The organism is Agathobaculum sp. NTUH-O15-33 (assembly GCF_033193315.1).
In the GTDB taxonomy this organism is placed as follows: domain Bacteria; phylum Bacillota; class Clostridia; order Oscillospirales; family Butyricicoccaceae; genus Agathobaculum; species Agathobaculum faecihominis_A.
This window is the reverse complement of the sequence record NZ_CP136187.1, coordinates 122,772-146,308: the sequence shown is the minus strand read 5'-3', so window position 1 is coordinate 146,308 and position 23,537 is coordinate 122,772. Positions and strand designations below refer to the sequence as shown.

The 23,537-nt window shown below is 59.6% G+C and carries 23 protein-coding genes and 1 tRNA gene; 9 read left to right on the top strand and 15 right to left on the bottom strand.

Translation table 11 applies throughout. From position 1 onward, the window contains the following. Positions 1 to 105: 105 nt before the first annotated feature. Positions 106 to 189 (bottom strand) — tRNA-Leu (locus RWV98_RS00780). A 161-nt stretch (positions 190 to 350) separates the two neighbouring features. Between RWV98_RS00780 and RWV98_RS00775 the strand changes: the two genes are divergently transcribed. From RWV98_RS00775 to pgsA, 9 genes are all read left to right on the top strand, one after another. Next, complete coding sequence (locus RWV98_RS00775; RefSeq protein WP_317863114.1) at positions 351 to 1,691, top strand: hypothetical protein; 1,341 nt, start codon at positions 351 to 353, stop codon at positions 1,689 to 1,691. A gap of 44 nt (positions 1,692 to 1,735) precedes the next feature. Then, a complete protein-coding gene (locus tag RWV98_RS00770; protein WP_317863112.1) occupies positions 1,736 to 2,425 on the top strand; it encodes a response regulator transcription factor in 690 nt (229 codons plus the stop codon). 132 nt (positions 2,426 to 2,557) lie between these two features. Continuing rightward, complete coding sequence (locus RWV98_RS00765) at positions 2,558 to 4,093, top strand: ATP-binding protein (RefSeq protein WP_317863110.1); 1,536 nt, start codon at positions 2,558 to 2,560, stop codon at positions 4,091 to 4,093. A 3-nt stretch (positions 4,094 to 4,096) separates the two neighbouring features. After that, on the top strand, positions 4,097 to 5,032 hold the full coding sequence (locus tag RWV98_RS00760) for a DUF1385 domain-containing protein (protein ID WP_317863108.1): 936 nt from the start codon (positions 4,097 to 4,099) through the stop codon (positions 5,030 to 5,032). A 34-nt stretch (positions 5,033 to 5,066) separates the two neighbouring features. Then, on the top strand, positions 5,067 to 5,930 hold the full coding sequence (gene prmC / locus RWV98_RS00755) for a peptide chain release factor N(5)-glutamine methyltransferase (RefSeq protein WP_317863106.1): 864 nt from the start codon (positions 5,067 to 5,069) through the stop codon (positions 5,928 to 5,930). Positions 5,931 to 6,035: 105 nt separating this feature from the next. Next, positions 6,036 to 7,193, top strand: coding sequence for a recombinase RecA (recA, locus tag RWV98_RS00750; RefSeq protein ID WP_317863105.1), 1,158 nt, complete (start codon positions 6,036 to 6,038; stop codon positions 7,191 to 7,193). Next, the gene (locus RWV98_RS00745; RefSeq protein WP_317863103.1) at positions 7,190 to 7,651 is read left to right on the top strand and encodes a regulatory protein RecX; all 462 of its coding nucleotides are present in this window, start codon (positions 7,190 to 7,192) and stop codon (positions 7,649 to 7,651) included. The genes recA and RWV98_RS00745 overlap by 4 nt, the downstream gene beginning before the upstream one ends. Before the next feature lie 132 nt (positions 7,652 to 7,783). Next, positions 7,784 to 9,121 (top strand): 30S ribosomal protein S12 methylthiotransferase RimO, encoded by a 1,338-nt coding sequence (gene rimO / locus RWV98_RS00740; protein WP_317863101.1) that lies wholly within the window; start codon positions 7,784 to 7,786, stop codon positions 9,119 to 9,121. Further along, a complete protein-coding gene (pgsA, locus tag RWV98_RS00735; RefSeq protein WP_317863099.1) occupies positions 9,118 to 9,747 on the top strand; it encodes a CDP-diacylglycerol--glycerol-3-phosphate 3-phosphatidyltransferase in 630 nt (209 codons plus the stop codon). The genes rimO and pgsA overlap by 4 nt, the downstream gene beginning before the upstream one ends. 390 nt (positions 9,748 to 10,137) lie before the next feature. Here pgsA and RWV98_RS00730 read toward each other — a convergent pair whose 3' ends face one another. From RWV98_RS00730 to fliO, 14 genes are all read right to left on the bottom strand, one after another. Next, complete coding sequence (locus RWV98_RS00730; protein ID WP_317863097.1) at positions 10,138 to 10,812, bottom strand: flagellar brake protein; 675 nt, start codon at positions 10,810 to 10,812, stop codon at positions 10,138 to 10,140. A 145-nt stretch (positions 10,813 to 10,957) separates the two neighbouring features. Continuing rightward, entirely contained in the window at positions 10,958 to 12,412 is a 1,455-nt protein-coding gene (locus tag RWV98_RS00725) for a flagellin N-terminal helical domain-containing protein (protein ID WP_317863095.1), read from the bottom strand. Positions 12,413 to 13,059: 647 nt separating this feature from the next. Beyond that, on the bottom strand, positions 13,060 to 13,836 hold the full coding sequence (locus tag RWV98_RS00720) for a M15 family metallopeptidase (RefSeq protein ID WP_317863094.1): 777 nt from the start codon (positions 13,834 to 13,836) through the stop codon (positions 13,060 to 13,062). Continuing rightward, entirely contained in the window at positions 13,757 to 14,131 is a 375-nt protein-coding gene (locus RWV98_RS00715) for an EscU/YscU/HrcU family type III secretion system export apparatus switch protein (protein ID WP_280962927.1), read from the bottom strand. Before RWV98_RS00715 ends, RWV98_RS00720 begins: the two co-directional genes overlap by 80 nt. Beyond that, positions 14,118 to 15,515, bottom strand: a complete 1,398-nt coding sequence (locus RWV98_RS00710) for an antitoxin (RefSeq protein ID WP_317863091.1) — start codon at positions 15,513 to 15,515, stop codon at positions 14,118 to 14,120. The genes RWV98_RS00715 and RWV98_RS00710 overlap by 14 nt, the downstream gene beginning before the upstream one ends. Positions 15,516 to 15,813: 298 nt before the next feature. Then, complete coding sequence (locus RWV98_RS00705) at positions 15,814 to 16,542, bottom strand: flagellar hook-basal body protein (protein WP_317863089.1); 729 nt, start codon at positions 16,540 to 16,542, stop codon at positions 15,814 to 15,816. Between the two features lie 24 nt (positions 16,543 to 16,566). Continuing rightward, positions 16,567 to 17,319: a flagellar hook-basal body protein gene (locus RWV98_RS00700; protein ID WP_317863088.1), complete on the bottom strand. Its 753-nt coding sequence runs from the start codon at positions 17,317 to 17,319 to the stop codon at positions 16,567 to 16,569. Between the two features lie 11 nt (positions 17,320 to 17,330). Continuing rightward, positions 17,331 to 18,107 (bottom strand): sigma-70 family RNA polymerase sigma factor, encoded by a 777-nt coding sequence (locus RWV98_RS00695; RefSeq protein WP_280962931.1) that lies wholly within the window; start codon positions 18,105 to 18,107, stop codon positions 17,331 to 17,333. 37 nt (positions 18,108 to 18,144) lie between these two features. Further along, complete coding sequence (gene flhA / locus RWV98_RS00690; protein ID WP_442872088.1) at positions 18,145 to 20,199, bottom strand: flagellar biosynthesis protein FlhA; 2,055 nt, start codon at positions 20,197 to 20,199, stop codon at positions 18,145 to 18,147. After that, positions 20,196 to 21,257, bottom strand: a complete 1,062-nt coding sequence (flhB, locus tag RWV98_RS00685; protein ID WP_280962932.1) for a flagellar biosynthesis protein FlhB — start codon at positions 21,255 to 21,257, stop codon at positions 20,196 to 20,198. Before flhB ends, flhA begins: the two co-directional genes overlap by 4 nt. 33 nt (positions 21,258 to 21,290) lie before the next feature. Beyond that, entirely contained in the window at positions 21,291 to 22,064 is a 774-nt protein-coding gene (fliR, locus tag RWV98_RS00680; protein ID WP_317863086.1) for a flagellar biosynthetic protein FliR, read from the bottom strand. A 2-nt stretch (positions 22,065 to 22,066) separates the two neighbouring features. Then, positions 22,067 to 22,330 (bottom strand): flagellar biosynthesis protein FliQ, encoded by a 264-nt coding sequence (gene fliQ, locus RWV98_RS00675; RefSeq protein WP_280962934.1) that lies wholly within the window; start codon positions 22,328 to 22,330, stop codon positions 22,067 to 22,069. 34 nt (positions 22,331 to 22,364) lie between these two features. Continuing rightward, entirely contained in the window at positions 22,365 to 23,156 is a 792-nt protein-coding gene (gene fliP, locus RWV98_RS00670) for a flagellar type III secretion system pore protein FliP (protein WP_317863084.1), read from the bottom strand. Next, entirely contained in the window at positions 23,153 to 23,533 is a 381-nt protein-coding gene (gene fliO / locus RWV98_RS00665; protein WP_317863083.1) for a flagellar biosynthetic protein FliO, read from the bottom strand. The genes fliP and fliO overlap by 4 nt, the downstream gene beginning before the upstream one ends. Between the last annotated feature and the right edge of the window lie 4 nt (positions 23,534 to 23,537).

Here is a 23,537-nt window from a genome sequence, read left to right as displayed (position 1 = left end):
GACTTATCTATACTATAAATTACAACCCAATAAAATGACAAAGACAGGATTTCCATATCGAAAAACCTGTCTTTGTCGTTATGACCGCTCGAGGGTCATAAGTAGTGGTGCGGGTAACAGGACTTGAACCTGCACGTCTGAGACACCAGAACCTAAATCTGGCGCGTCTGCCAATTCCGCCATACCCGCATGGTACTTTAATAGTATACCTGCAAACCGCGGGCTTGTCAATGCGGGGAATGCGCGGAAAATGAAACGCAAAATTCTGTAAATTGCTATACCATCCGCCGTACATTTGTGCTATACTAAAGATGTATAATTGTCGTTTTAAACACGAACGGAGATACCCCATGCATGCATTTCAAAAAGCAATGCGTTCCCTTCCCGTGCTGCTCGCCGCGCTTTTAGCGCTGTCCGGCTGCACGATCCCCTCGGGCGACGACCTGCTGGCCGCGCCCAAACCTTCAAAAAACTATCAAACGCTGCAGGCGGAGCTGGAAAAGATCCTCACCACGAAGATCTATTCGGCTCCTGTTTCCGGCGAAAACCGCTCTACCATTCAGCTTGTCGATATTGACAGCGACGGTACCGAGGAAGCGATCTCCTTTTTCCGCGAAAGCGCGAACAGCAACGAGTTCACCGTTTACGTGCATAAGAAAAAGGACGACGCGTACGTGCTGACCGGCTCGGTCACCGGCACGGGCACCGCGATCCAGTCCGTCGATTACCCCGTGATCTCGCCCGATGGGCGGCGCGGCATGGTAATCGCCTGGAAGCTGACGGGCGACGGCCTAGGCGCGGTGACGATGTGCGATTTTGACGCCTCCGGCGCGCCCAGCGTGCTGCTGGAAACTGAATATTCCGCCATGGAACTGACCGACCTGACCGGCAACGGCGCCAAGGACCTGCTGCTGATCGGCTCCGACCCGACCGGCAAACGCGTCGCGCGCCTTTACCAGTATTTAAACGGCGAGCTGCTCCTCGCGGGCGAAGCGGCGACCAATCAGGAAGCGGTCACGATTTTGCGGATGTCGAGCGGCCGGGTAAAGGGCAGCCTGCCCGCTGTTTTTGCCGAGGAAAAAACCGAAAGCGGCATCGGCCTGATGACCGACATTTTCGTTTATGCGGACGGCACGCTTCATAATCTGGCGCTTGACAGTGAGGATTCGACCAACCGCGGCACCTACCGCCCGATCTCTGTTTACGCCGCCGACTGCAACGGCGACGGCGAAATCGAGCTGCCCCGCGCCGTGCTGATGGCCGGGTATACCGACGCCGCGGCTTCGGACGCGATCTTTATGGTAGACTGGTATTCCTATGGGGTCGAGGGCCAGCCCGAACGAGTCAAGACCACCTATAACAATGTGTCCGAGGAATGGTCCTTTGTGATCGACGACGCGTGGCACGACCAGATCACAGCCACCAAATCAAGCGATACCGGCCTGAGCGCCGTGCACTTTTATCAATATTTGGGCGAGGATCGGCGTTTACCGCTGTTTTCGATCTATTGCGCGACCGGCACGCTGAGCGATTATTACGCCTCGCGCAGCGACCTGATCCAACTGGCCGAGACCAGCAGGGCGGTTTATTTTGCCCGTCTGGACGAAGGCGCGTCGCAGAGCTCCATGGCCATCGACGCGGACGGCGTGCGCGCCCGATTCTCACTTGTCACACAGGATTGGAACAACTAATCAGGGGCTACCCGCCCGGAAAGATATCGTTAGGAGGAACTTTCATGAAACGCAAGATCCTGATACTTGAGGATGAAGAAAATATCCGTTCCTTTTTGGTTTTGAATTTAAAGCGCGCCGGGTACGAGGTAATCGAAGCCGAGACCGGCGAACAGGCGCTTGAAAAATACCACGACAATCAAGACATCGCCGTAGCGGTGCTGGACGTGATGCTGCCCGGCATAGACGGATACGAGGTTTGCCGCGCGATGCGCGCCGCGGGCTATGCGGCGGGCGTGATCATGCTGACCGCGCGCGTACAGGAAACGGACAAGGTGACCGGCCTGATGAACGGTGCGGACGACTATGTGACCAAGCCCTTCTCCGTGATCGAGCTGGCCGCGCGCGTGGACGCGCTGTACCGCCGCGTTTCCGGTTCGCCCTTCTCCGAGGAGGACGTGATCAAGTCCGGCCCGTTCAAGCTCAACCTGCGCGCACGTGAAGTGCTGAAAAACGGTATCAAAATCGAGCTGACACAGATTGAATACGGCCTTTTGAAGGCTTTTATGGAGAATATCGGCAAGGCGCTTTCGCGCGACGATCTGCTGGAAATGGTATGGGGCCACCACTATGTGGGCGAACTGAAGATCGTGGACGTGAATATCCGCCGCCTGCGCATCAAGATCGAGGACGACCCGGCCGAGCCGACGCATATCGTCACGGTACGCGGCTACGGGTATATGTGGGAAGGATAGTTTCGATCGATCATTCAGGCTCTGGCGCGCGCTGCGGCGCAGGATTCTTTTTATGAAAACAGCCGCACCGCGTCTGTTTTCTATTTCAATGCGCTGCGCGCGGGCGCGGGGCGGACGAGAGGCTTTTTCTGTATGAATTATCGCAAACATAAAACACAGCCCGAAAAGCAAAAGGCGGAGATCCACGTCCAGCATTCGCCGGGCGGGATCAAGGGCCGTTGGATGATGAACTCACTTTCCTTTGTGCTGGTCATTCTGGCGGCCGTACTGATCTTGGTCTCAGTCGGCGTTTCGGGCTATTATTATGCGAATGTGCGGGAAAAGCTGGTCGGCACGAGCGAAAGCGCCGCGAGCTTTTTCCACAAATACCTAACCGGCACCTACGACCAATTCTATTCCGCGGCCGAGCAATACATCGCGGACTTTGAATCGCCGGATAAAATGGAATTGCAGTTTATCGACCGTTCGGGCCGCGTGATGATGTCGACCTCCGGGCTGACCGGCGGCGGCGCGCCCTCGACCGAGGACGCCGCGCAGGCGCTGAACGAAACCAAGACCGCCGTTTTCACCGGCCCGGATTCGCTGTCCGACGAACGCGTGATGAGCGTCACCTCGCCGCTCATCTCCTCCCGCGGCGAATTGATCGGCGGCGTGCGCGTGATCACCTCGCTTTCCATCGCGGAAAAGCAAATTTGGATCATCATCGGCATCGCGGTGCTGCTGAGCCTGATCTTCCTGATGCTGGTCGTCGCTTCCAACAGCTATTTTATCAAGTCCATCGTCGACCCGGTGCTCAAGATCAACACCATTGCCAAGGATATCGCGGACGGACGCTACGGCGTGCGCCTGCAAAAGACCTATGACGACGAGATCGGCGAGCTGTGCGACACGATCAACTACATGTCCGACGAGATATCCCGCGCCGAGCGCATGAAGAACGACTTTATCTCCTCTGTTTCGCACGAGCTGCGCACGCCGCTCACCGCGATCGGCGGCTGGAGCGAAACGCTGATCGCCGGCGGCGGCGAGGACCCGGAGGAGGTCATGCAGGGCCTGATCATCATCCAAAAGGAAGCCAACCGGCTGACCCGCATGGTCGAGGAGCTGCTGGATTTTGCCCGCATCGAATCCGGTCGCATGAAACTGGAAGTAGAGCTGTTCGACCTTTCGATTGAGCTGTACGAAGCGGTCTACATGTATGAAAACCTGCTGCAAAAGAGCGGCATGAAGGTGGGTTACGAGGAGGACGAGGACCAAACCTACTATATCAACGGCGACCGGCACCGGATGAAGCAGGTTTTCCTGAACATTCTGGACAACGCCGCCAAATACGGCGCTTCCGGCAAGCGGATCGACATCGTCCTCGGCCGGAAAGAGGGCAGCATCATCGTTACGGTGCGCGATTACGGCGTGGGCATTCCCGAAGCCGAGCTGCCGTTCGTCAAAGAAAAATTCTATAAGGGCTCTTCCAAGCAGCGCGGCAGCGGCATCGGCCTTGCCGTGACCGAAGAGATCGTCACGCTGCACGGCGGCACGCTTTCGATCGATTCCACGCAGGGCGCGGGCACGACTGTTACCGTCGTGCTGCCCACGGCGGAAGCGCAAAACGCCCTTGGCATAACGGGCGCCATCCCATCGACGGCGCATTTACCCGAAGGAGAAGCATAATACATGGAAACACAGAAAAAAACCACGATCGGCGGGCAAGCCATTATCGAGGGCATCGTGATGAAAGGCCCCCGGAAGTCCTGCACCGTCGTGCGCAAGTCGGACGGCGAGCTGGTCGTGACCGAAAAAGAGATCTCGCCGCCGGGCAGCCTGTGGACAAAGCCCATCCTGCGCGGCGCGTACACCCTGTTTACCGCCATGAAGGACGGTATTCAGGCCATCAACTATTCCGCATCCTTTTTTGAGGACGACGAACCCGACGTACCGCCCTCTAAACTTGAAATTTGGCTGGAAAATAAGTTTGGTTCCGAGGGGCTGAACAAAGCCATCCTCGGTTTATCGACCGTAATCGGCATCGCTTTGCCTGTGGTGCTGTTTTTGCTGCTGCCCAGCTTTTTAGGCGGCTTTGTGCCCGGCAGCTGGGGCGTTTTGGCGCGCAATGTGCTGGAAGGCTGCGTGCGTATCATTTTGTTCCTGCTGTTCATGTGGTCGGTATCCCATATGAAGGATATCCGCCGTACCTTTGAATACCACGGGGCCGAACATAAGACCATATTTTGCTATGAATCCGGCGCGGAGCTGACGGTGGAGAACGTGCGCCGGCAGGGCCGGTTCCATCCGCGCTGCGGCACCAGCTTTATGTTCGTGCTCATCATCGTGGCGACGATTGTTTCCTCTATTGTGTTTTCGCTGGTCGATATCACGAATCCCGCGCTGCGTATGCTGGCGCATCTGATCCTGCTGCCGCTTGTCGTCGGCATCAGCTATGAATTCAACCGCTACGCGGGCCGCTCGGACAGCGTGGTTTCCCGCGCGCTGCGCTGGCCCGGTCTGATGATCCAGCGTTTGACCGTCTTTGAGCCGGATGATTCCATGATCGAGGTGGCGATCACCGGCATGAAAAACGTCATCCCGGACGACGGGAGCGACAACTGGTAGAACTTTTGATTCAAACCACGTGGGGGGCGGTACCGTGACCAAGACGATCAACGATGTGTATATCGCGCTGTTCAAGCGGTTCAAGGAGGCGGGGTCACCCTCGCCTTCTCTTGAAGCGCGCGAGCTGACCGCCTATGCCTGCAAAGCGGACAAGCGCAGGACGGCGGACTGGGGCCATGTTTATTTGGACGACGCAACGGTGGACTATGCGCATTTGCTGTGCGACCGCTGCATCGATGGGGAACCGCTCGCCTATATTTTAGGCGAGTGGGATTTTTATGGGCTGACCTTTAAGGTGGACCGCTCCGTGCTCATTCCCCGGTCGGATACCGAGCGGCTGGCCGAGCTTGCGATCGAACGCGCGAAACAGGTGGTCAACCCCCGCGTGCTCGACCTGTGCTGCGGTTCGGGCTGCATCGGAATCGCCATTGCGCATGAGGTGGACGACGCCCGCGTCGCCGCGATCGATATTTCCGAGGGCGCGCTCATGCTTTCGCGTGAAAACGCGCGCGCAAACGGCGTTTTCTCCCGCTATACCGCCCTTCGCGGCGATGTGCGCTACCGCCCGCAGAACAATTTGGGGCTATTCGATGTGCTCGTCGCGAACCCGCCCTATGTGACCGAAGCCGAAATGAAAACGCTTGACCACAGCGTGGCCGCCTTTGAACCCGCCGAAGCCCTGTTCGGCGGCGAGGACGGGCTGGATTTTTACCGTTCCATCTGCTCCAAGTGGGGCTCGCTGCTGACCGCGGGCGGCCTGATCCTCTTTGAATGCGGCTACCGCCAAGCGACGCAGGTGGCCGCCATTTTAGAGGATAACCGCTTTGCGGGCATCAGCATCACGGAGGATCTGTCCGGTGTGCCGCGCATCGTGTACGGCTACAATCTGGGCGAGTAAGATATTTCAGAAATTAAAAAATCGAAAATTTGTTCGATTTTTCTTGCATTCAAAATCGGACACTGTTATAATGACAGATAGATAATGAAGTGCAGGAGGCTACTTATGGCTACCAAAAGACAGCTGGAACCGGTCGCACCGGCGGCGGATAAAAAGAAAGCGCTTGAAAAAGCGCTGGGTAATATTGAAAAGCAGTTCGGCTCAGGGGCCGTTATGTGCCTTGGTCAAAACGCCGGCATGACCGTTGAGCATATCCCCACCGGCTCGGTCGGCCTTGATCTGGCGCTCGGCATCGGCGGTTTGCCGCGCGGCCGTATCGTCGAGATATACGGGCCTGAATCCTCGGGTAAAACCACGGTCGCCCTGCACTGCATCGCGGAAGCGCAGAAGGCCGGCGGCACCGCCGCCTTTATCGACGCGGAGCACGCGCTCGACCCGATCTATGCGCAGGCCCTTGGCGTTGATATCGACTCGCTGCTCGTTTCCCAGCCGGATACCGGCGAGCAGGGCCTTGACATTGCCGAGGCGCTCGTCCGTTCGGGCGCGATCGATATTGTGGTGATCGACTCGGTCGCGGCGCTCACGCCCCGCGCCGAAATCGAAGGCGAAATGGGCGATTCCTTTGTCGGCCTGCACGCCCGTATGATGAGCCAAGCCATGCGTAAGCTGGCCGGTTCTATTGCGAAAAGCCAGTGCGTGGCGGTTTTCATCAACCAGCTGCGCGAAAAGGTCGGCGTTATTTACGGCAGCCCGGAAGTGACGACTGGCGGCCGCGCGCTCAAGTTTTACGCTTCCGTGCGTATCGACGTGCGCCGTACCGAGCACTTGAAGAACGGCACCGAGCTGATTGGCAGCCACACGCGCGTTAAGGTAGTCAAAAACAAGGTCGCGCCTCCGTTTAAAGAGGCCGAATTCGATATCATGTACGGCAAGGGCATTTCCCGCACGGGCGAGCTGGTCGATCTGGGCGTGAAATTCGATCTGGTGCAGAAGTCCGGCGCGTGGTTCTCCATGGACGGCGTGCGCCTTGGCCAAGGCCGCGATGCCGCCAAGCAATACTTTGAGGAGCACGTGGAAGAGGCGAACGTGCTGCAAAAGAAGATCATGGACGCTGTGGAGGAAGAGCGCGCAAAGCTGAGCCGCGCCCATGCCGCCGGTGCGCCCGTCGCGTCCGAACCCGCCGCCGCTCCCGCCCGCCCCAAAGCGAGCGCCGCCAAGGCCGTGTCCATCGACGCGGACGATTTTGACGATCTCGAAGAATGACCGAGGAAGATTACCGCCGGGCCCTTGACGCGGCGGCCAAACAGCTTTCCTACCGCGCGCTGAGTATTTCCCAGCTGCGGGACAAGCTACTGGAAAAGGGGCACGAAGAAGAAGCCGCCGATTACGCCATTGCATGGCTGACCGAGCGCGGCATGCTATGCGACCGCACTTTTGCGGAAAGCGTGGTACGCACCTATGCGGCGCGCGGCTGCGGCAAAATGCGCATACGGCAGGAGCTGACGCGCCGGGGCGTTGACCGGGAAACAGCGGACGAAGTGCTTGTGGATTTTTCCGCGGATGGCGACAAGCTAATCTCTCTGCTGGACAAACGCCTAAAGGGCGACCTTTCCGACCGGAAGGAGATCGACAAAGCCGTCGCCTTTCTACAGCGGCGCGGCTTCTGCTGGCAGGAGATCCGCGAGGCGCTCACGGCCTACGAAGAGCAATTAAGCGAATAGCGAAAAAAGGGCACGCGGTCGCGTGCCCTTTTTCGTTTGGCGGACGACCGCGAATATTTGCTGACAAGCGGCCTGTTTTGTGGTAGAATAAAGTGAATTGATATGCAATGGTTACGGAAAGGGGATGAATCGATGGCGAAGATCGGACTGATCTCGCTCGGCTGCGCCAAAAATTTGGTGGACAGCGAGCACATGCTTTCCCTGCTGCGCAGGGCCGGGCACACCATCGTTGAGGATATGAACGAGGCCGAGGTGGGCATCGTCAACACCTGCGGCTTTATCGAAGCCGCAAAGACCGAAGCGATCGAGACCATTCTTGAGACCGCGTCGCACAAGCAGACCGGGCCGATGCGCGGCCTTGTGGTAACGGGCTGCTTGGCGCAGCGCTACCCGGACGAGATACGCGACGAGCTACCCGAGGTGGACGCGATCTGCGGCACCGGCAGCTACGAAAGCATTACGGACGCGGTCGCCGCCGCGCTTGGCGGCAAAAAAGCCGCCTACATGGCCGATATGGCCGCCGCCGCGCTGGACGGCGGGCGCGAACGGCTCACGCCCTCCTACACGGCCTATCTTAAGATAGCGGAGGGCTGCTCCAACCGCTGCGCCTACTGCATCATCCCGAAGCTGCGCGGGCCCTACCGTTCGCGCGATATGGCGTCGCTATTGGACGAAGCAAAGCAGCTTGCCGACGCGGGCGTAAAAGAACTGATCGTCATCGCGCAGGACATTACCAAGTACGGGCTTGACCTGCCCGAGCGCCGCCGCCTGCTACCCGACCTGCTGCGCGCGCTTTGCGGGATGGATTTTACTTGGGTGCGCCTGCACTACCTCTACCCCGACCAGATCACGGACGAATTGATCGACGTGATCGCGGAGGAGGACAAAATTGTAAAATATTTGGATATCCCCCTACAGCATGTGTCGCCGCGCATTTTGCGCGCCATGCACCGGCCGGGCAACCGCGAGGAATTCGTTTCGCTGATTGAAAATCTGCGTGCGCGCATTCCGGGCCTTACACTGCGCACCAGCCTGATCGTCGGCCTGCCCGGCGAAACCGAGGAGGAATTTGCCGAGCTGTGCGAGTTTTTGCAGCAGACCGGCATCGAGCGCGTGGGCGTGTTCGAGTTTTCGCCCGAGGAAGGCACCGAAGCCGCCACCCTGCCCGATCAGATTGACGCGGAGACCAAGCAGCGCCGCCGCCTGATCGTGGAGGAGCTGGAATCCGGCGTGCTGGATGATTACAATATTTCGCGCCACAATACTGAAATGCAGGTGCTGTGTGAGGGCTTCGACGACGAGCAGCAGCTTTATTTTGGCCGCACCTATGCCGATTCGGTCGAGGTGGACGGCAAGGTATGGTTTTCGAGCGAGGACGAAATAGAAGCCGGGGCGTTCGTCACCGTGCTTATTACCGACAGCCTAGGGCCTGATCTGCTCGGCGTGCGGGGGGAGGAAAAAACGCAATGACAACCGCCAATAAAATTACCATCATCCGTATCTTGATGATTCCGTTTTTCATCTTCTGCGCCATGCAGCAGTCCGCTTCCATGCAGATCGCGGCGCTGGTGCTGTTCTGCGTGGCCTCCTTCACGGATTTTCTGGACGGCTACGTTGCCCGTAAGTATAATCAGGTGACCGATTTCGGCAAATTTGTCGACCCGCTGGCTGACAAGCTACTGGTCACGGCGGCCCTGCTGATCTTTATCGAAAAGGGCATCTTCCCTGCTTGGATGGTGTTCATCATCCTTGCGCGCGAATTTATCATCACCTCGCTTCGCATCGTGGCCGCGAATAAGGGCCGCGTGCTCGCCGCGACATGGACGGGCAAGGTAAAGACCTGCGTGCAGATCGCGGGCATCATCCTTGATTTTCTGTTCCTGATCCTGCTGGGCAGCGGAGAATCCAGCGCGGCGCTCGGCATGATCGGCGGCGCGGACGGACCGACCGCCATTCTGGTGGCGAACACGCAGGGCGGCACACCGCAGATTCCCCTGCTGATCGCGGTGGTGATGACCATCGTCACGCTTTATTCGGGCTTTGATTATCTCCGAAAGAATTGGGATTTGATCAAGGACGGCGCGGTAAAGCAGTAATAAACGTCATAAAGAACGCCTGAGAGCAAGCGATGCGCTTGTTCTCAGGCGTTCTTGGTTATGATCGTTTTGCGGCCCCTGCGGCGGGGTGGGTCACCAATGTCATTCAGATAAGGTCTGGCAATGCAAAACGGTATCGCAATCATAGAAAATGTAGGGCGCGACGCCCTCGGCGCGCCGAGAGCGAAGCACGGGGATAAGTGAGAGCATCAAACAGGCTGGTACAGCCGAGCGAAGGGGCATGATTTCTCAGGAAGTGTTTCGTCCCTTTGAGACGGCGCGCCGAGGCGTCGCGCCCTACTAGCTCGGTGAATTCCTTGTTTTTTCCTTTGCGTTTCCCTTAACTGGATGACATTGGTGACCTCACCCGGCCGTTTACAGGCATGCAAGTTACAGCCCGCGGCGGCGGGCTTGGAGCTCCTTACGCTGCAAGGTGAAAATAATGCCGCACAGGTGGTTTTGCTCCCGCTCGGTCAGGCCGATGAACTCGCAGCCGTAGCGAAAGGCGGCGGGGCTTGATTCATCCACGCGGCACACCTGACAAACGAAGGAAAGCGGTGTTTCCTCCGGCAGCAGCGAAACGCCGAGCAACGCCAGATAATCGCCCCGTTCAAAGCCCTTGCGGCAGGATAGCAGCGCGCCGCCCATGCTGATATCGATCAGCTGGCAGGGCGCGGAAAAGGGGCTGTCTGCCGCGCGGCAGAGGGCCGAAGCGTCGTGCCCGCCGTCCAGGGGGACGACGCGGCCCACGGCGTTTATCTTTTGCCGGTAGGCCGTACGGTTTTCCGCCGACTGAAAGCGCCGCAGCGAACCGACGCGCCAAAGCGTGCGCGTTGACCCACACACGCGGCCGCCCAGTACGGAAGCGTCGTGCCCGGCGGCGTGGACGACGAGCTTTACCTCGGTATTATAGATCACCGGGGGCGGCAGGCCGCCGGTGGATTCCTCCAGCGTAAGCACGCCGCCCGCAAGCTTTGTCGCCTTGCCGACGAAAAGCAGATCGTTCTGGCCGTTTCGCACCTCGCAAAGCGCGCCGTCGCCCACACCAAGGGTATCATCCCACACAGTAAACTCACCGTCCCTTCTTCGTCTTGTAGTTTTATTATACTATCCGCCGCCCCCGCAGGCAAGGAAAAAGGCCGCTAAAAGCAGCCTTTTTCTTTTATCAAGTTCGGCGGTTTGCCGCGGGCCCGGCATTCCCGGCGCGGACTTACTGGAGAAGCTGGAGAATGGCCTGCGGCTGCTGATTGGCCTGCGCCAGCATAGCCTGTGCGGCCTGAGTCAGGATGTTCATCTTGGTGTAGTTCATCATTTCCTTGGCCATGTCCGTGTCGCGGATGCGGGAATTCGCGGCGTTCATGTTCTCAGCGGTGGTATCCAGATTGTTGATGGTGTACTCCAAGCGGTTCTGGAGTGCGCCAAGGTTCGCGCGGTTGGTGGATACCTGATTAATGGCGGCCTTGATCACGTCGATCGAATCACCGGCAGCGTCCTGATCGGAGACATTCAAGCCAGCGGTGCCAATACCGGCAGCGGACATATCACCTACAGAAACCGTAACCTTATTGAAATCATCATTGGTATCGCCGATCTGCAGAGTCAGCCCCTTGCCTGCCTTTGTCGCACTAATGGTAAGCGTATCGCCATCAGCCAAAGCACCGCTACTGGCGATGGTATATCCGCCGTCTGCTGCCATTTGTGCCTGCAACTCAGCAAGGCTGGTAAATTCACGTTTAGAATCGTTCTTTGCAGCCGCCATGGTGTAGGTTTTTCCACCTACTGTAATAGAATCGCCATTAGCCATATTAGCGCCAAGTGTGAACTCAGTCTTAGCGTTCGAACCAGCTGTAGCGCCCGCAATAGCAACCGATGTCGGCGCGCCACCTGTAGCTGCTACGCCCCATTCAACCTTACCGTTCGCACCCGGATTTTTAGCGGTAAACGTGATTGTCTGATCAGCATTTGCGGTAACGTCATATGCCGCAGTCAGTTTCGCATATGCATCCGCATCCTTTGCTTTCAGGCCATCTAACAGGTTTTGCGCTGTTCCCGTAGCGGCATCCGCAGTCATTTTGATTTCAACACTATTTCCGTCTACATCATTAAACTTAACGGATGCTAGAACGTTGCCAGCAACAACAGCCGCGGTCTTGCCTGTAAAAGCTACTGCATCTGTTCCCTTACCGGAAACAACCTGACCGCCAATTACAGCCTTTACAGAGGGAGCGCCACCGCCCAGCGAACCATCCAGCAAATTAATGCCGTTGAAGTTGGTCGCCTTGGAAATGCGGGTGATTTCGGTGTTGAGCGCGTCTACCTCGGTCTGGATGGCTTCGCGGTCCACATCGTCTCGGATGGTGCCGTTGGCCGACTTGGTGGCGAGCTCTACCATGCGGTTGAGCATGTTGTGCACTTCGGTCAGGCCGCCTTCAGCGGTCTGGATGAGGGAGATACCGTCCTGCGAGTTGGCGGATGCCTGCTCGAGACCCTTGATCTGCGCCTTCATTTTTTCGCTGATGGCCAGACCGGAAGCATCGTCCGCCGCGCGGTTGATGCGGAAGCCGGAGGAGAGCTTTTCAAGGCTCTTGGCAACCTGCGAGTTGTTCATGCTGAGCTGGCGATTGGCGTTCATCGCCATCGTATTTGTTCTTACTACCATACCCATGAGAAATACCTCCATGTGTTTTATCACGGGGAACATCCATGTTCCCCTTTTTTTATGACCGAACCGACTGTGGGAGGGCCCGTCCTCCAGCCCGTTCAATACAAATTATCACACGGTTTCGGCCCGATGAAAGGGGTATGGAAAAATTTTTTCTTGCAAAAAAAGCAGCCCGCCGACCCCCGTGAGCCCGGGGAAACGGCAACCGCCAGCACGGCGGGGAGAGGTGGCTCGCTCCGCTCGTAATAAAAAACGCGGCAGTAGCCGCGCGGCGTGGTGAGGTCACCACGCCCTACAACATATGGGTCTGCGCCTCATAACACCTTCAACGCACCCGGCATGTAGGGCGGGCTGACCCAGCCCGCCGAAAGCGAAGCGCCAGCAAAGGTGGGCGCGTCAAATCAGGCCGGTCCGGCCGAGCGGAGACACCCATCCACTGAATCCCTAGGCACCCGGTACGGCGCCAAGGCGCCCCACACGCAAAACAAAAGAGCGGCAAGCGCCGCCCATTCATGAGTAAGGGAAAGAGTGGAAATCAAAAGGGAGAGGAAACCGCTAGGTGTCCTCTCCCTTTTGCCCCCGCACCGGGCGGCGCGACCGTCCCCCCGCGGCTACCGCCGCGCATTTTATTGCGAACATAGCAAGCCCCGCTACTTCCCCACATACTCCTCCAAGCATTCGCCGGATTCCTTCATGGCAATCGCGGCTTCCGGGCCCACATAGCGGTAATGCCACGGCTCGTAGTCGATGCCCGTGATATCCTCTTTTTCCTTGGGATAGCGCAGGATAAAGCCGTAATCCGCCGCGTGATCCTTAAGCCACTGGAAGGCGGCGGTCTCCGCAAAGCCCTCATCCAGCGTGGGATGATAAGGCGCGACTATATCGAGCGCCAAGCCGATGTGGTGCTCGCTGCACCCGGGCGGCTGCACCGTGCGGCCCGCCTTTTTCTTGGCCTTATCCTCGGAAGCGCCCTTATCGGTAAATTCCTTCACCTTATCCTGATAAAGCTTCGTCTGTTGGCTGACGCTGCGGTAGCCGGAGCAGATTTTCAGCTCCACGCCGTCCGCTTTGGCGGCGGCCAGCATCATTTTGACCAGATCGCCGATGCGCGCGTCCACCCGGATATCCTCCACCTTTTGCAGGTCGAGGGTAAAGGCCCGGTCGAGCGGCTTGTCCGCGCCGACGAGCAGCAGGCTCCACCGCTTGGGCTGCTCCTGCACCGCTTCGGCGGAAGCCGCGTCCGGCTCTGTTTCATCGGCCGGCTTTGCGGGCCACACCTTCCACCGCAGGAAGAACAGCGCCGCCGCCAGCACCATGATGAGTAAAACGGCGGGCACGGCGCGGCGCTTACGCCTCGGCGCCGGTTTCGCCGGGGGCTGCTCCCGCCGGTTCCCCGGCTGGTTCGTTTGGCCGTATCTCCTTGGCACGTTGCTCCTCCTCCCTTCCGCCGCCGGCAGCCCTTGATCGGGCGGCGACGGACAAAATCTCCGCGTAAATGGTGGCGACCACCTGATACAGCTCCTCCGGGATGCGCGCGCCCACTTCCAGCATGCAAAGCAGGGAGGACGCGCTGTCATCCCGGTAAACGGGAATGCCGCGCTGCTCGGCCACGTCGATGATATTTTCCGCAACGCGCCCATAGCCGGAGGCAATGACCACCGGAGCCATATCCTGATCCGCGTTGTATTTCAGGGCAACCGCCCTCTGTTCAGACTTTGACATCGACACCCACCCTTTTATACGGCAAGGTTTTAAAAACATCCATCAGCGAGCGGGGCTTTTCCAGCGCCGCCACCGTCATGCGGCCCAAATGGTAGGCCCCATCCGCCAGCTTGCCGGGCAGGCTGCGCCGCAGCGGCAGCAGCAGCGCTTCCATGCCGGGCGGCGCGTAGATCGCCAGATCGACCGTGCGGCGGTAGAAGAACAGCTCGGCTTCAAACCGGCCCACACCCTCCACATCGATCACCAGCAGCAGGTGGCGGCCCCCCGCCACGCCCTCGGGCATTTCGCCCTCGCCGCTTTCCGGGTTGATCCAAACCTCCGCGAAGGCGCGCACGTCTTCAAACAAGGTGGGCACGACGAAGTGCAAAAGCGGCGTGAAATTGCACGGCGAGGACAGCAGGCTGTGCAGAATGCCGTCCAGCTTGGCTTCGTCCCCGGCGGAAAGCCCCTCCCTGCCGGACTGCCGCCCGATTAGCTGCGTGAGCGTTTCCATGACCCGGGAGCCGCTCCCGCGCGTGCCCTCGGTAAAGCCGGCGCGAAAGTCCGCCAGAAAACGCGATAGCTCGCGCCGCTGGGGCGCGGGCAGCAGCTGGCGCAAATAGGCCGCCGCGTCGTCCAAAAACTCACCGCTGTCGTTATAGCGGGAGAGATTGTATACCGTGATGGACAGGTTTTTTGCCAGCTTGGGCGAATACAGGATGCTTTCGCTCACCTCGCGCAGCAGGGCGAGCGCTTCGTCCTTTAGCTGGGCAAAGTTATCGCCCGCGTCCTCCTGCCGGAAGCGCTCAGACAACGCGGCGAGCCGCCCGGACAGATCGGCGCTGGGGGCAAGGCTTTTGGACAGAAAACCCAGATTATTCGCCGCCGCGTCCAGCACGTCCCGGCGGCCAAGGCTGCTGTTCATGGCTTTCAGCAAATTGGCCACCGCGCCCGGCAGCTCGGAACCGGAAGGCGCGGAATCGCTCAGTTCGCGCAGAAAATCGAAAAACGGGCCGCGGAACACGGTCGCGTCCTCCCCCTGCCGCACCAGCTCGGCCGCAACATCCCCCGGCTGCGCCAGCAGGCCGCCGAAAAGCTGTTCCAGCTCGGTGGTAACGGTTTCGTTATTCGCTGGAAGCAGCTTGAAAACCTCTTCCAGCAGGAAAATGTTCTTAAGATACGTGGCCGCCACCGACGGGTCCTTTAACAGGTCCATCAGCATGGCCGCGCCCTCGCCGCCGTTCAGGCCGTTGTTTTGGGCCAGCACATCGCTTTGGTTATGGGGCTGCAACACGCGGCTGGTGGCTTGCAGGCTAAAGGGGTTGACCGGGTCGGCCCCCTGCTTGGGCGGCACCGCCTGACTTTGACTGACGAGCGGTGTGGTTACTTTGAGCAGCTCCGCCAAGGCGACGCCCCCTTTCCAAAAATGTTCCTGATTAGATTATGATATGAAAACCGCAAAACGAAAGCGGCGCGGGCAAAAAAACGCGGCGGACTGCGGCAACAATGTCATTCCGTTGAGGCCTTTTTCAACAATTTGTCATCCTGAGCGTAGCGAAGGATCTCGCGCGAACGCGCGGGGTCCACGTAAGCGTCGCGCGTCCGCGCGAGATCCTTCGGCCTAACGGCCTCAGGATGACAACCTGAATAGCGCTGAACAAAATAATATCGTTGCGGCGAGGCAGTCCGCCACGAAAAGGGTTCTACCGCCGCAGGCCGTTCACGACCTGCTCCATCTCGTCCGAGGTCTGCACCACCCGGGCGCAGACCTGAAAGGCGCGCTGGGCGGACAGCATATCCATCATGCCGTCCATCATATTCGCGCCCGAGCCTTCCAAAAAGCCGTGCAGCAGGTCGTAGGAATCCTCGTCCGCGCGCTCGGCCACGCCGGAAAACTCGTTCGGCGTGTAGCCGCTGCCCATGGCGGGGGTCAGGGCGTTCGGGTTGTCGAAGCGGAACACGCCGATGCGGTCAATCAAATCGCCGGTGTCGATCGAGCCGTCGTCCTGCTGGGTGACGCGAATCGGGTTGCCGCGCCGGTCGAGCACCTGCGCGCCGTCGATCGTGCAAAGGTAATCCCGGCTGCCCTCCACCGAAATGGCGAACGCGCCGTTGCGGGTGTAGCCGATATCCCCATCGTGATTGACGGCGAAGAAGCCGTTACCGACGATGGCGAAATCCAATTCGCCGCCGGTGAGCTGCGGGCTGCCCTGCCCCACCAGCACGCCGGTGGACACGGTGCGCACGCCGCTGCCGGTAAGCGGCGCGCGGTCGGTATTGGCGTACATATCGGTATGGAGCAGATCCTCAAACGCCGTCGTTTCCTTCTGGTAGCCCACGGTATTGGTATTGGCCAGATTGTTGCCGATGGTGTTCATGGATTGCTGATAAGCGGAAAGGCCGGAAGCGCCGGCGTAAAATGCGGCTTTCATAATTAATTTCTCCCTCTTCCGAATTTAAATTGAAGCGATCTGCGAAGCGGCCTTGCGGTCCATCCCATCGATGATCTGCAAGGCGGAGCTGCAGCTTTGGAACGCGCGCTGGGTGGCGAGCAGGCCCGTCAGTTCCTGCTCCATATTGACATTGGACAGTTCGAGACTGCCCTGCACCAAATGCGCGTCGTTCACGATGCGCATGTTCGCGCCCTGCGGAGCGCGGAACAGGCCGCCGTCCAGCTTGGTAAGCGCGGAGCCTTCCTCCGGCGCGGTGAGCATCAGGGAGCCGACGCGGCGGTCGTCCTGATTATAGACCTGACCGGTCTCGTCCACGCGGAAGCCCGGGCCGCCGACGCGGAGCGTGTCGCCGTTCCGGCCAAGCACGCGGCCCACGCCGGGCAAGACCAAATCGCCGTTTTCATCCGTATCGAAATTGCCGCCGCGCGTCAGCATGATCTGGCCGTTTTCCGCGCGGATGTTGAAAAAGCCGTCGCCGTTGATGGCAAGATCGAACGAGCGGCCGGTTTCGCGCAGGTCGCCGTTTTGCATCAGCGTCACCACGTCGCCCACCACGGCGGCGGGCGCGCCGCGTCCTAACGCCGCGTCGCCCGAAGCCTCGCGGCGGGTGGCAAGCTCCATTTCAAAGGGCGAAATGAGCGTGCGGTCCGCCCGGTAGCCGGGCGTTTGCTGGTTGACCAGATTGTTGCCGATCACGTCCAGATCGCGCTGCTGGCTCAGCATGCCGGACGCGACCGTGTAAAAACCGGATAGCATGGCGTATCCTCCTAATCGATATAATCCTTTAGTACCTCGCCCAGCGAAGCGATCGCCGCCGAGCGGATCTGCGACACCCGCTGTTGGGTCAGATCCAGCACCTCGCCGATCTCGCGCAGGTTTAGGTTTTCATAATAGCACAGTGTGATTACCTGCCGCTGCCGCGGCGGCAGCGCTTCAATCGCCGCGCCGAGCGCCGCGGTCAGCTCCTCCCGCATCAGACCGCCCTCCGGGCCGTCCGCCGGGGCGTGGGGCCGGGCAAGGAGCGCCTCGCCCGTTTGGTCCAAAAGCGCTTCGAGCGATACCGCGTCCACCGCGGCGATTTCGCCCAGATATTGGCCGAGCTTTTGCTCGCTCAGCCCCATGGCGTCGGCCAGCTCGCGGTCGGTCGGCTCGCGCAGCAGGGTCTGCCGCAGCTCCTCCGCGGTTCTCAGTATATCGCGCCGCGCGGCCTGCACGCGGTTGGGCAGCCAATTCTGCCGCCGCAGGTAGTTTAAAAGCGCGCCCCGCACCGCGCGGAAGCTAAACGTCTCGAAGCTTGCGCCCCGGTCGGGGTCGTACTTCTCGATGCACTCCATCAGCGCCACGATGCCCTGATTGAAAAAATCCTCCGCCGGGATGCGTGAGAGCAAAATGGAACGCATGCTACGAATCGCGGCAGTGACGTTCGCGGCGTAGTGCAGCACCAGCTGATTGCGCAGCTCGGCGTCGCCCGATTCCTTATAGCGCAGCATCACGCCTTCCGGATCGGCCAGACAAACGCCGGTCTGCAATTTATCCAGAGCCATGTCCGGCCCTCCTTTCCGCCGGGGACGGACCCGCGGGTTAGATCTCGATCATGCCAAGGGACTGGATCTGGACGTTGCTGTCGATATCGTTGAAGGACAGCACGGTCACATCCGGATAGAACTGATCGAGCAGCTTTTTGAAATACACGCGCACCACCGGAGAGGTGAGGATGATAGGCGTTTGCACCAGCTTTTTCATCTGGGTCAGCTTATCGGTGGTCGCGGCGATGATCTTTTGAATGGTGTTCGGCTCCAGCGACAGATAAGCGCCGCCGTCCAGCTTTTTCACGTTGTTCAAAATCAGGTTTTCCAGCCCGCCGTCCACGCTGAGCACCTTCATCTGCCCCGCTTCGGAGAAGCGCCGGGTGATGGTGCGCCGCAGCGCCTGCCGCACGTATTCGGTGAGCATGTCGCTGTCCTTCACGCTGGGCGCGTAATCGGACAGGGTCTCCAAAATGGTTTCCATATCGCCGATGGGGATGTCCTCCCGCAGCAGGCCCCGCAGCACCTTATGCAGCTCGTTGAGCGATACGGACGAAGGGATGGTATCGTCCACAATGGTATCGTTCGTTTTTTTCAGGTTGTCCAGAATGCGCTTTACCTCCTGCCGGGTGAGCAGCTCCCACGCGTGCTTGCGGATCAGCTCGGACAGATGGGTGATGATGACCGAGGTCGGGTCGATCAGCACGTAGCCCGCGACCTCGGCGCGCAGCTTTTTATCCTCGCTGATCCACTTGGCCGGCATACCGAAGGCGGGCTCCACGGTCTCGATACCCTCTATGTTATCCGGGCCGTCCGCCGGGGCGAGGGCCAGATAATGGTCGATCAGCACCTCGCCGACGGCAACGCGCTCCCCCTTGAGCTTGATCTCGTACTGGTTGGGGTTGAGCTGACTGGAATCCTTGAGCCGCACGGACGGGATGACCATGCCCATTTCATCGGCAAACTGCTTGCGCAGCATGACGATGCGATCCAGAAAATTGCCGCCGCTCGATTGATCCACCAGCGGCAGCAGGCTGTAGCCCACCTCCACACCGATGGGGTCCACATTGAGAAGGCCGTACACATTATCGAGGTTCTTGTAAAAGCTCACCTCGCTCGTGACCTCCTCGGTCACGGGCGGGCCTTGATCGAGCGCGGCCACGGCGGCGCGGCTTTTGCGCAGCAGCAGCGTGCCGCCCACGAGCAGCAGCGCGGAGAGCAGCAGCACCTGCGGCACGGGGAAGCCGATCAGGCACAGGAGCGGCAGCGCCGCGCCCGCGATGACCAGCACCAGCGGCTGCGAGGTAAACTGCTTGATCACATCGGTGTTGAGATCTCCATCCGACGCGGAACGGGTGACGATCATGCCGGTCGCCACCGAAATGAGCAGCGCGGGAATCTGGCTCATCAGGCCGTCGCCCACGGTGGAGGTGGAATAAATGCTGACGATGGTGCCGATATCTCCCTGCCCGTTCAGCAGGCCGACCACAAGGCCGCCGATCAGGTTGACGAACGTGACCACGATGGAGATGATCGCGTCGCCCTTAACGAACTTGGACGCGCCGTCCATGGAGCCGAAAAAGTCGGCTTCGCGCTGGATCTTGCTGCGGCGCTCGCGGGCCTGCGCTTCGTCGATCAGGCCGGAGGACAGGTCCGCGTCGATCGCCATCTGCTTGCCGGGCATCGCGTCCAGCGTAAAGCGGGCGGATACCTCGGCCACGCGCTCGGCGCCCTTGGTGATAACGATAAACTGCACCAGCACGATGATGAGGAACACCACAAGGCCGACGGCCACGTTATCCTGAATCACGAAGTGGCCGAAGGTGGCGATAACCTCGCCCGCGTAGCCCTCGCGCGTCAGGATGGAACGGGTGGACGATACGTTCAGGCCTAAGCGAAACAGCGTGGTGATGAGCAGCAGGGAGGGAAAGATGGAAAACTCCAGCGGCTCCTTGATGTACATGGTCGTGAGCAGGATGATAAGGGAAAGCGCCAGATTCAGGATGAACATAAAGTCCAGCACCTGCGTACCCAGCGGCACGATGAGCAGGGTCACGATGAGCAGGACGAACACCGCGATGAAGTTGTTGAGCAGTTTCATGCGTTTCATGCTTTGCCGTTCCCTTTCAAGCTGTATACAAAGGCCAGCACCTCGGCAATGGCCTGATAGAATTGCTCTGGGATCTCCTGATCCAGATCGACGGATTCATAGAGCGCGCGGGCCAGCGGCCGGTTCTCGGTCACATACACGCCCGCGTCCTCCGCGGTTTTGACGATGCGCAGGGCCAGCGCGTCCACACCCTTGGCCAGCACGACCGGGGCGCGGTTCTTGCTGCTGTCGTACTTCACGGCAATGGCGTAGTGGGTCGGGTTACGAATGACCACGTCCGCGTTCGGCACGTTTTGCATCATGCGCTGGCGGGATTTTTGCTGCTGGCGCGAGCGGATGGCGCCCTTGATCTGGGGATCGCCTTCGAGCTGCTTATACTCTTCCTTGACCTCCTGCTTGGTCATGCGCAGGTTTTTCTCGTATTCCCACCACTGGTATAAATAATCCGCGGCGGCGAGGAACAGGAAGATCACCCCGGCCTTGAGCGCGATGGAGAGCACCAGCCCGCCCGCGCTGATGAGCGCCTGCCCGGGTTCCATGTCCATCAGGCGGGCCAAGGCGGGTATTTCCTTTTCCAGCGTGATGTACAGCAGGTACAGCAGGACCGAGATCTTCAAAATGGACTTGAGCAGCTCGACCAGCCCGCGCATGGAGATCATCTTTTTCAGGCCGGCGAGCGGGTTAATGCGCTCGCCCTTAAAGGAAAACGCCTTAGCCGAAAACAGGCCCCGCGTTTGGAACATGGTGATCGCCACGGCCACCGCGCAGCAAAGCAGCAGCAGCGGCATGGCGGTGAGCGCGAACACGCGGCACGCGTCCGAAAAGAACGGAAGCAGATCGCCGGGGCCGACCGCCTCGGTCACGGCGCACAGGTCGATATAATCGGTAAGCAGCCCTTCCATATTGCGCAGGATGGAGGGCGAAAGCACCTTGAGCGCGAGAAAGCAGGACAGCAGCGAGGCCACGGTAACGGCTTCCTGACTGAGGAACACATTGCCCTTTTTTCGTTCGTCCGCTTTTCGTTTGGGTGTTGCTTTTTCGGTTTTCTCACCGGCCACGGCTGTGTTCCCCCCTTCCCCGCGTTGATCGGTCTACGCGAACGCTTTCAAAAGGTCGCTCATGCTGGCGAACATCGTTTCGATATACCCGTTCATAAATTCTGTCACCGGCACGGCAAAGAGGAACAGAAGGACCATGCCCAGCAGGATCTTGGTTTGAAAATGTATGACAAACACGTTGATCTGCGGGATCAGCTTCATCAAAATGCCCATGGACAGCTCCAAAACGAACGAAGCCGCCAGAAAGGGCAGGGTTAGGCGCATGATCAGATCAAAGGCGGTGACGAACAGCCCCGCCAGCACGCTGCCGACCGCGCCGGTCAGCCGCGCCGCCCCCATGGGCACCACGTCGTACGACGCGGTCATCACGCGGATGAGCAGCAAGTGGCTGTCCGTTGCGAAGAAATAAAGGATGAACAGCAGTTGCAGCAGGTTGCCAGACAGCGACATTTGAATGCTGCTGCCCGGGTCGAACACCTTGGCCATGGACAGGCCGAAGCCGGTGTCGATCACATCGCCCGCGAAAAACAGCAGATAGAAAAAGAACTGCAAAACAATGCCGCAGGCGACCCCGATCATTAATTCCTGCGCCGAGAGCATGATCAGCCGGAATGCCGCAGGCTCCTGCGGCATTCCGCCCCCTTTAAGAGGGGCGACGATGATTGCCAGACCGAGCGCAAGCCCTGCCCGGACGCCGGCGGGCACGCTGCGGCGGGACAGCACGGGGTTGAAGAACAGCGCGCCGCCCATGCGGCAAAAAGCCAGCAGCACGGCCGAAAACGCGCCGTATGTGATCTCCCAGCTCATACTCACAGCCCCGCCATCAGGGTCATAAGGGATTCAAAAAAATCGCTAAGCGAGGTGAGCATCCACGAACCCAGCACCAGAAGGAGCAGCGCCGTGAGCAGAATCTTGGGCACAAAGGTGATGGTCTGCTCGTGAATCTGCGTGGCCGCTTGAAAAACGGAGATCAGAAGGCCGACGGCCATGCTGACGATCAGCAGCGGCGCGGAAAGCTTTAAGATCAGCCCGATTGTTTCTCCAAATACCACCAGCACATCCTGCTGGGCCATGCGGCCACCTCCCCTCGCTTAAGAATCAAATACGCTAATAGAAGCTGCTCACCAGCATCTCCATGACGCGGCTCCAGCCGTTTACCACCACAAAAAGCATCAGCTTAAAGGGCAGCGAGATCATGGAGGGCGGCAGCATCACCATGCCCATGCTCATCAAGGTGGAGGATACCACCATATCGATCACGAGGAAGGGCAGGTATAACAGAAAACCCATGGTAAACGCCCGCTTGAGCTCGCTCGTCACGAATGAAGGCACGACCACGTGCAGCGGCAGCTCGGTCAGGTTTTCGGGGGTTGATACGTCCAATTCCTCCTGCCCGTCGAGCGAGCAGAACAGGTTCAGATCAGCCGAGCGGGTCTGCTTGAGCATGAACACCTTGATCGGCTGCTGCATATTGGCGAGCGCCTGCTGCTGGGTGATCTCGCCCCGGTTTAGCGGCTCGATCGCGGCTTCGTTAATCTCGCCCAGAACGGGCGACATGATAAAAAGCGACAGCGCCAGCGCCAAGCCGATCAGCACCTGATTGGGCGGCGTTTGCTGTAAGCCGATGGCGTTGCGCAAGAGTGAAAACACGATGACGATGCGGGTGAAGCTGGTCATCATAAGCAGCAGCGTGGGCGCGAGCGCGATGACCGCGAACAGAAACAATAGCTGCATGGTATCCGCGCCGCCCGCGCCGCTGGTGTTGATCTCTAGTGAGGCCGCTGCCGCGGGGGCCGTGAACGAGGCGGCCGCTACGGCCGAAACCGGCAGCAGCCGTTTCAGGGCGAGCATGCGCCGGGGCGCTTCGTCGCCCGGCTGAATTTGCGTGTTCCATGTCATTGGCGCGGCCCGTCCTCCCCGTTGTGTTTTCCCCGTTTTTCCCGCACGGCCTTTTTCAGGCAATCCATAAAATCCGGCGGCGTGCGTGCCGCCTCCCCTTCCGGGTACAGCGCGGGGTCAAGCTCGTCCAGCTTCTGGATCTGGTGCGGGGTAACGCCCAAAAGCAGGACGCGGTCGCCCGCCCGCACCACGGCGAGCGAGCTGTCCCGGCCCACGGGGGTGCGTTCCAGCACCGTGACCCGGCTGCCGCCGGGCATTTTCAGTTGTCCGGCGCGGCCCACCAAACGCGAGACCCACCAAGCGCCGAGCAGCGTAAGCAGCATCAGCACCAGCGTGCCGCCCATGGCCAGAATGGCCTTCCCTTGCTCCCAGTTCACCGCC

Bases quoted from the DNA above. Each gene is read 5' to 3' on its own strand.
- RWV98_RS00775 (WP_317863114.1), top strand. From the start codon at position 351: ATGCATGCATTTCAAAAAGCAATGCGTTCCCTTCCCGTGCTGCTCGCC.
- RWV98_RS00770 (WP_317863112.1), top strand. From the start codon at position 1,736: ATGAAACGCAAGATCCTGATACTTGAGGATGAAGAAAATATCCGTTCC.
- RWV98_RS00765 (WP_317863110.1), top strand. From the start codon at position 2,558: ATGAATTATCGCAAACATAAAACACAGCCCGAAAAGCAAAAGGCGGAG.
- RWV98_RS00760 (WP_317863108.1), top strand. From the start codon at position 4,097: ATGGAAACACAGAAAAAAACCACGATCGGCGGGCAAGCCATTATCGAG.
- recA (WP_317863105.1), top strand. From the start codon at position 6,036: ATGGCTACCAAAAGACAGCTGGAACCGGTCGCACCGGCGGCGGATAAA.
- RWV98_RS00745 (WP_317863103.1), top strand. From the start codon at position 7,190: ATGACCGAGGAAGATTACCGCCGGGCCCTTGACGCGGCGGCCAAACAG.
- rimO (WP_317863101.1), top strand. From the start codon at position 7,784: ATGGCGAAGATCGGACTGATCTCGCTCGGCTGCGCCAAAAATTTGGTG.
- pgsA (WP_317863099.1), top strand. From the start codon at position 9,118: ATGACAACCGCCAATAAAATTACCATCATCCGTATCTTGATGATTCCG.
- RWV98_RS00725 (WP_317863095.1), bottom strand. From the start codon at position 12,412: ATGGGTATGGTAGTAAGAACAAATACGATGGCGATGAACGCCAATCGC.
- RWV98_RS00715 (WP_280962927.1), bottom strand. From the start codon at position 14,131: ATGTCAAAGTCTGAACAGAGGGCGGTTGCCCTGAAATACAACGCGGAT.
- RWV98_RS00705 (WP_317863089.1), bottom strand. From the start codon at position 16,542: ATGAAAGCCGCATTTTACGCCGGCGCTTCCGGCCTTTCCGCTTATCAG.
- RWV98_RS00700 (WP_317863088.1), bottom strand. From the start codon at position 17,319: ATGCTATCCGGTTTTTACACGGTCGCGTCCGGCATGCTGAGCCAGCAG.
- RWV98_RS00695 (WP_280962931.1), bottom strand. From the start codon at position 18,107: ATGGCTCTGGATAAATTGCAGACCGGCGTTTGTCTGGCCGATCCGGAA.
- flhA (WP_442872088.1), bottom strand. From the start codon at position 20,199: ATGAAACGCATGAAACTGCTCAACAACTTCATCGCGGTGTTCGTCCTG.
- fliR (WP_317863086.1), bottom strand. From the start codon at position 22,064: ATGAGCTGGGAGATCACATACGGCGCGTTTTCGGCCGTGCTGCTGGCT.
- fliQ (WP_280962934.1), bottom strand. From the start codon at position 22,330: ATGGCCCAGCAGGATGTGCTGGTGGTATTTGGAGAAACAATCGGGCTG.
- fliP (WP_317863084.1), bottom strand. From the start codon at position 23,156: ATGACATGGAACACGCAAATTCAGCCGGGCGACGAAGCGCCCCGGCGC.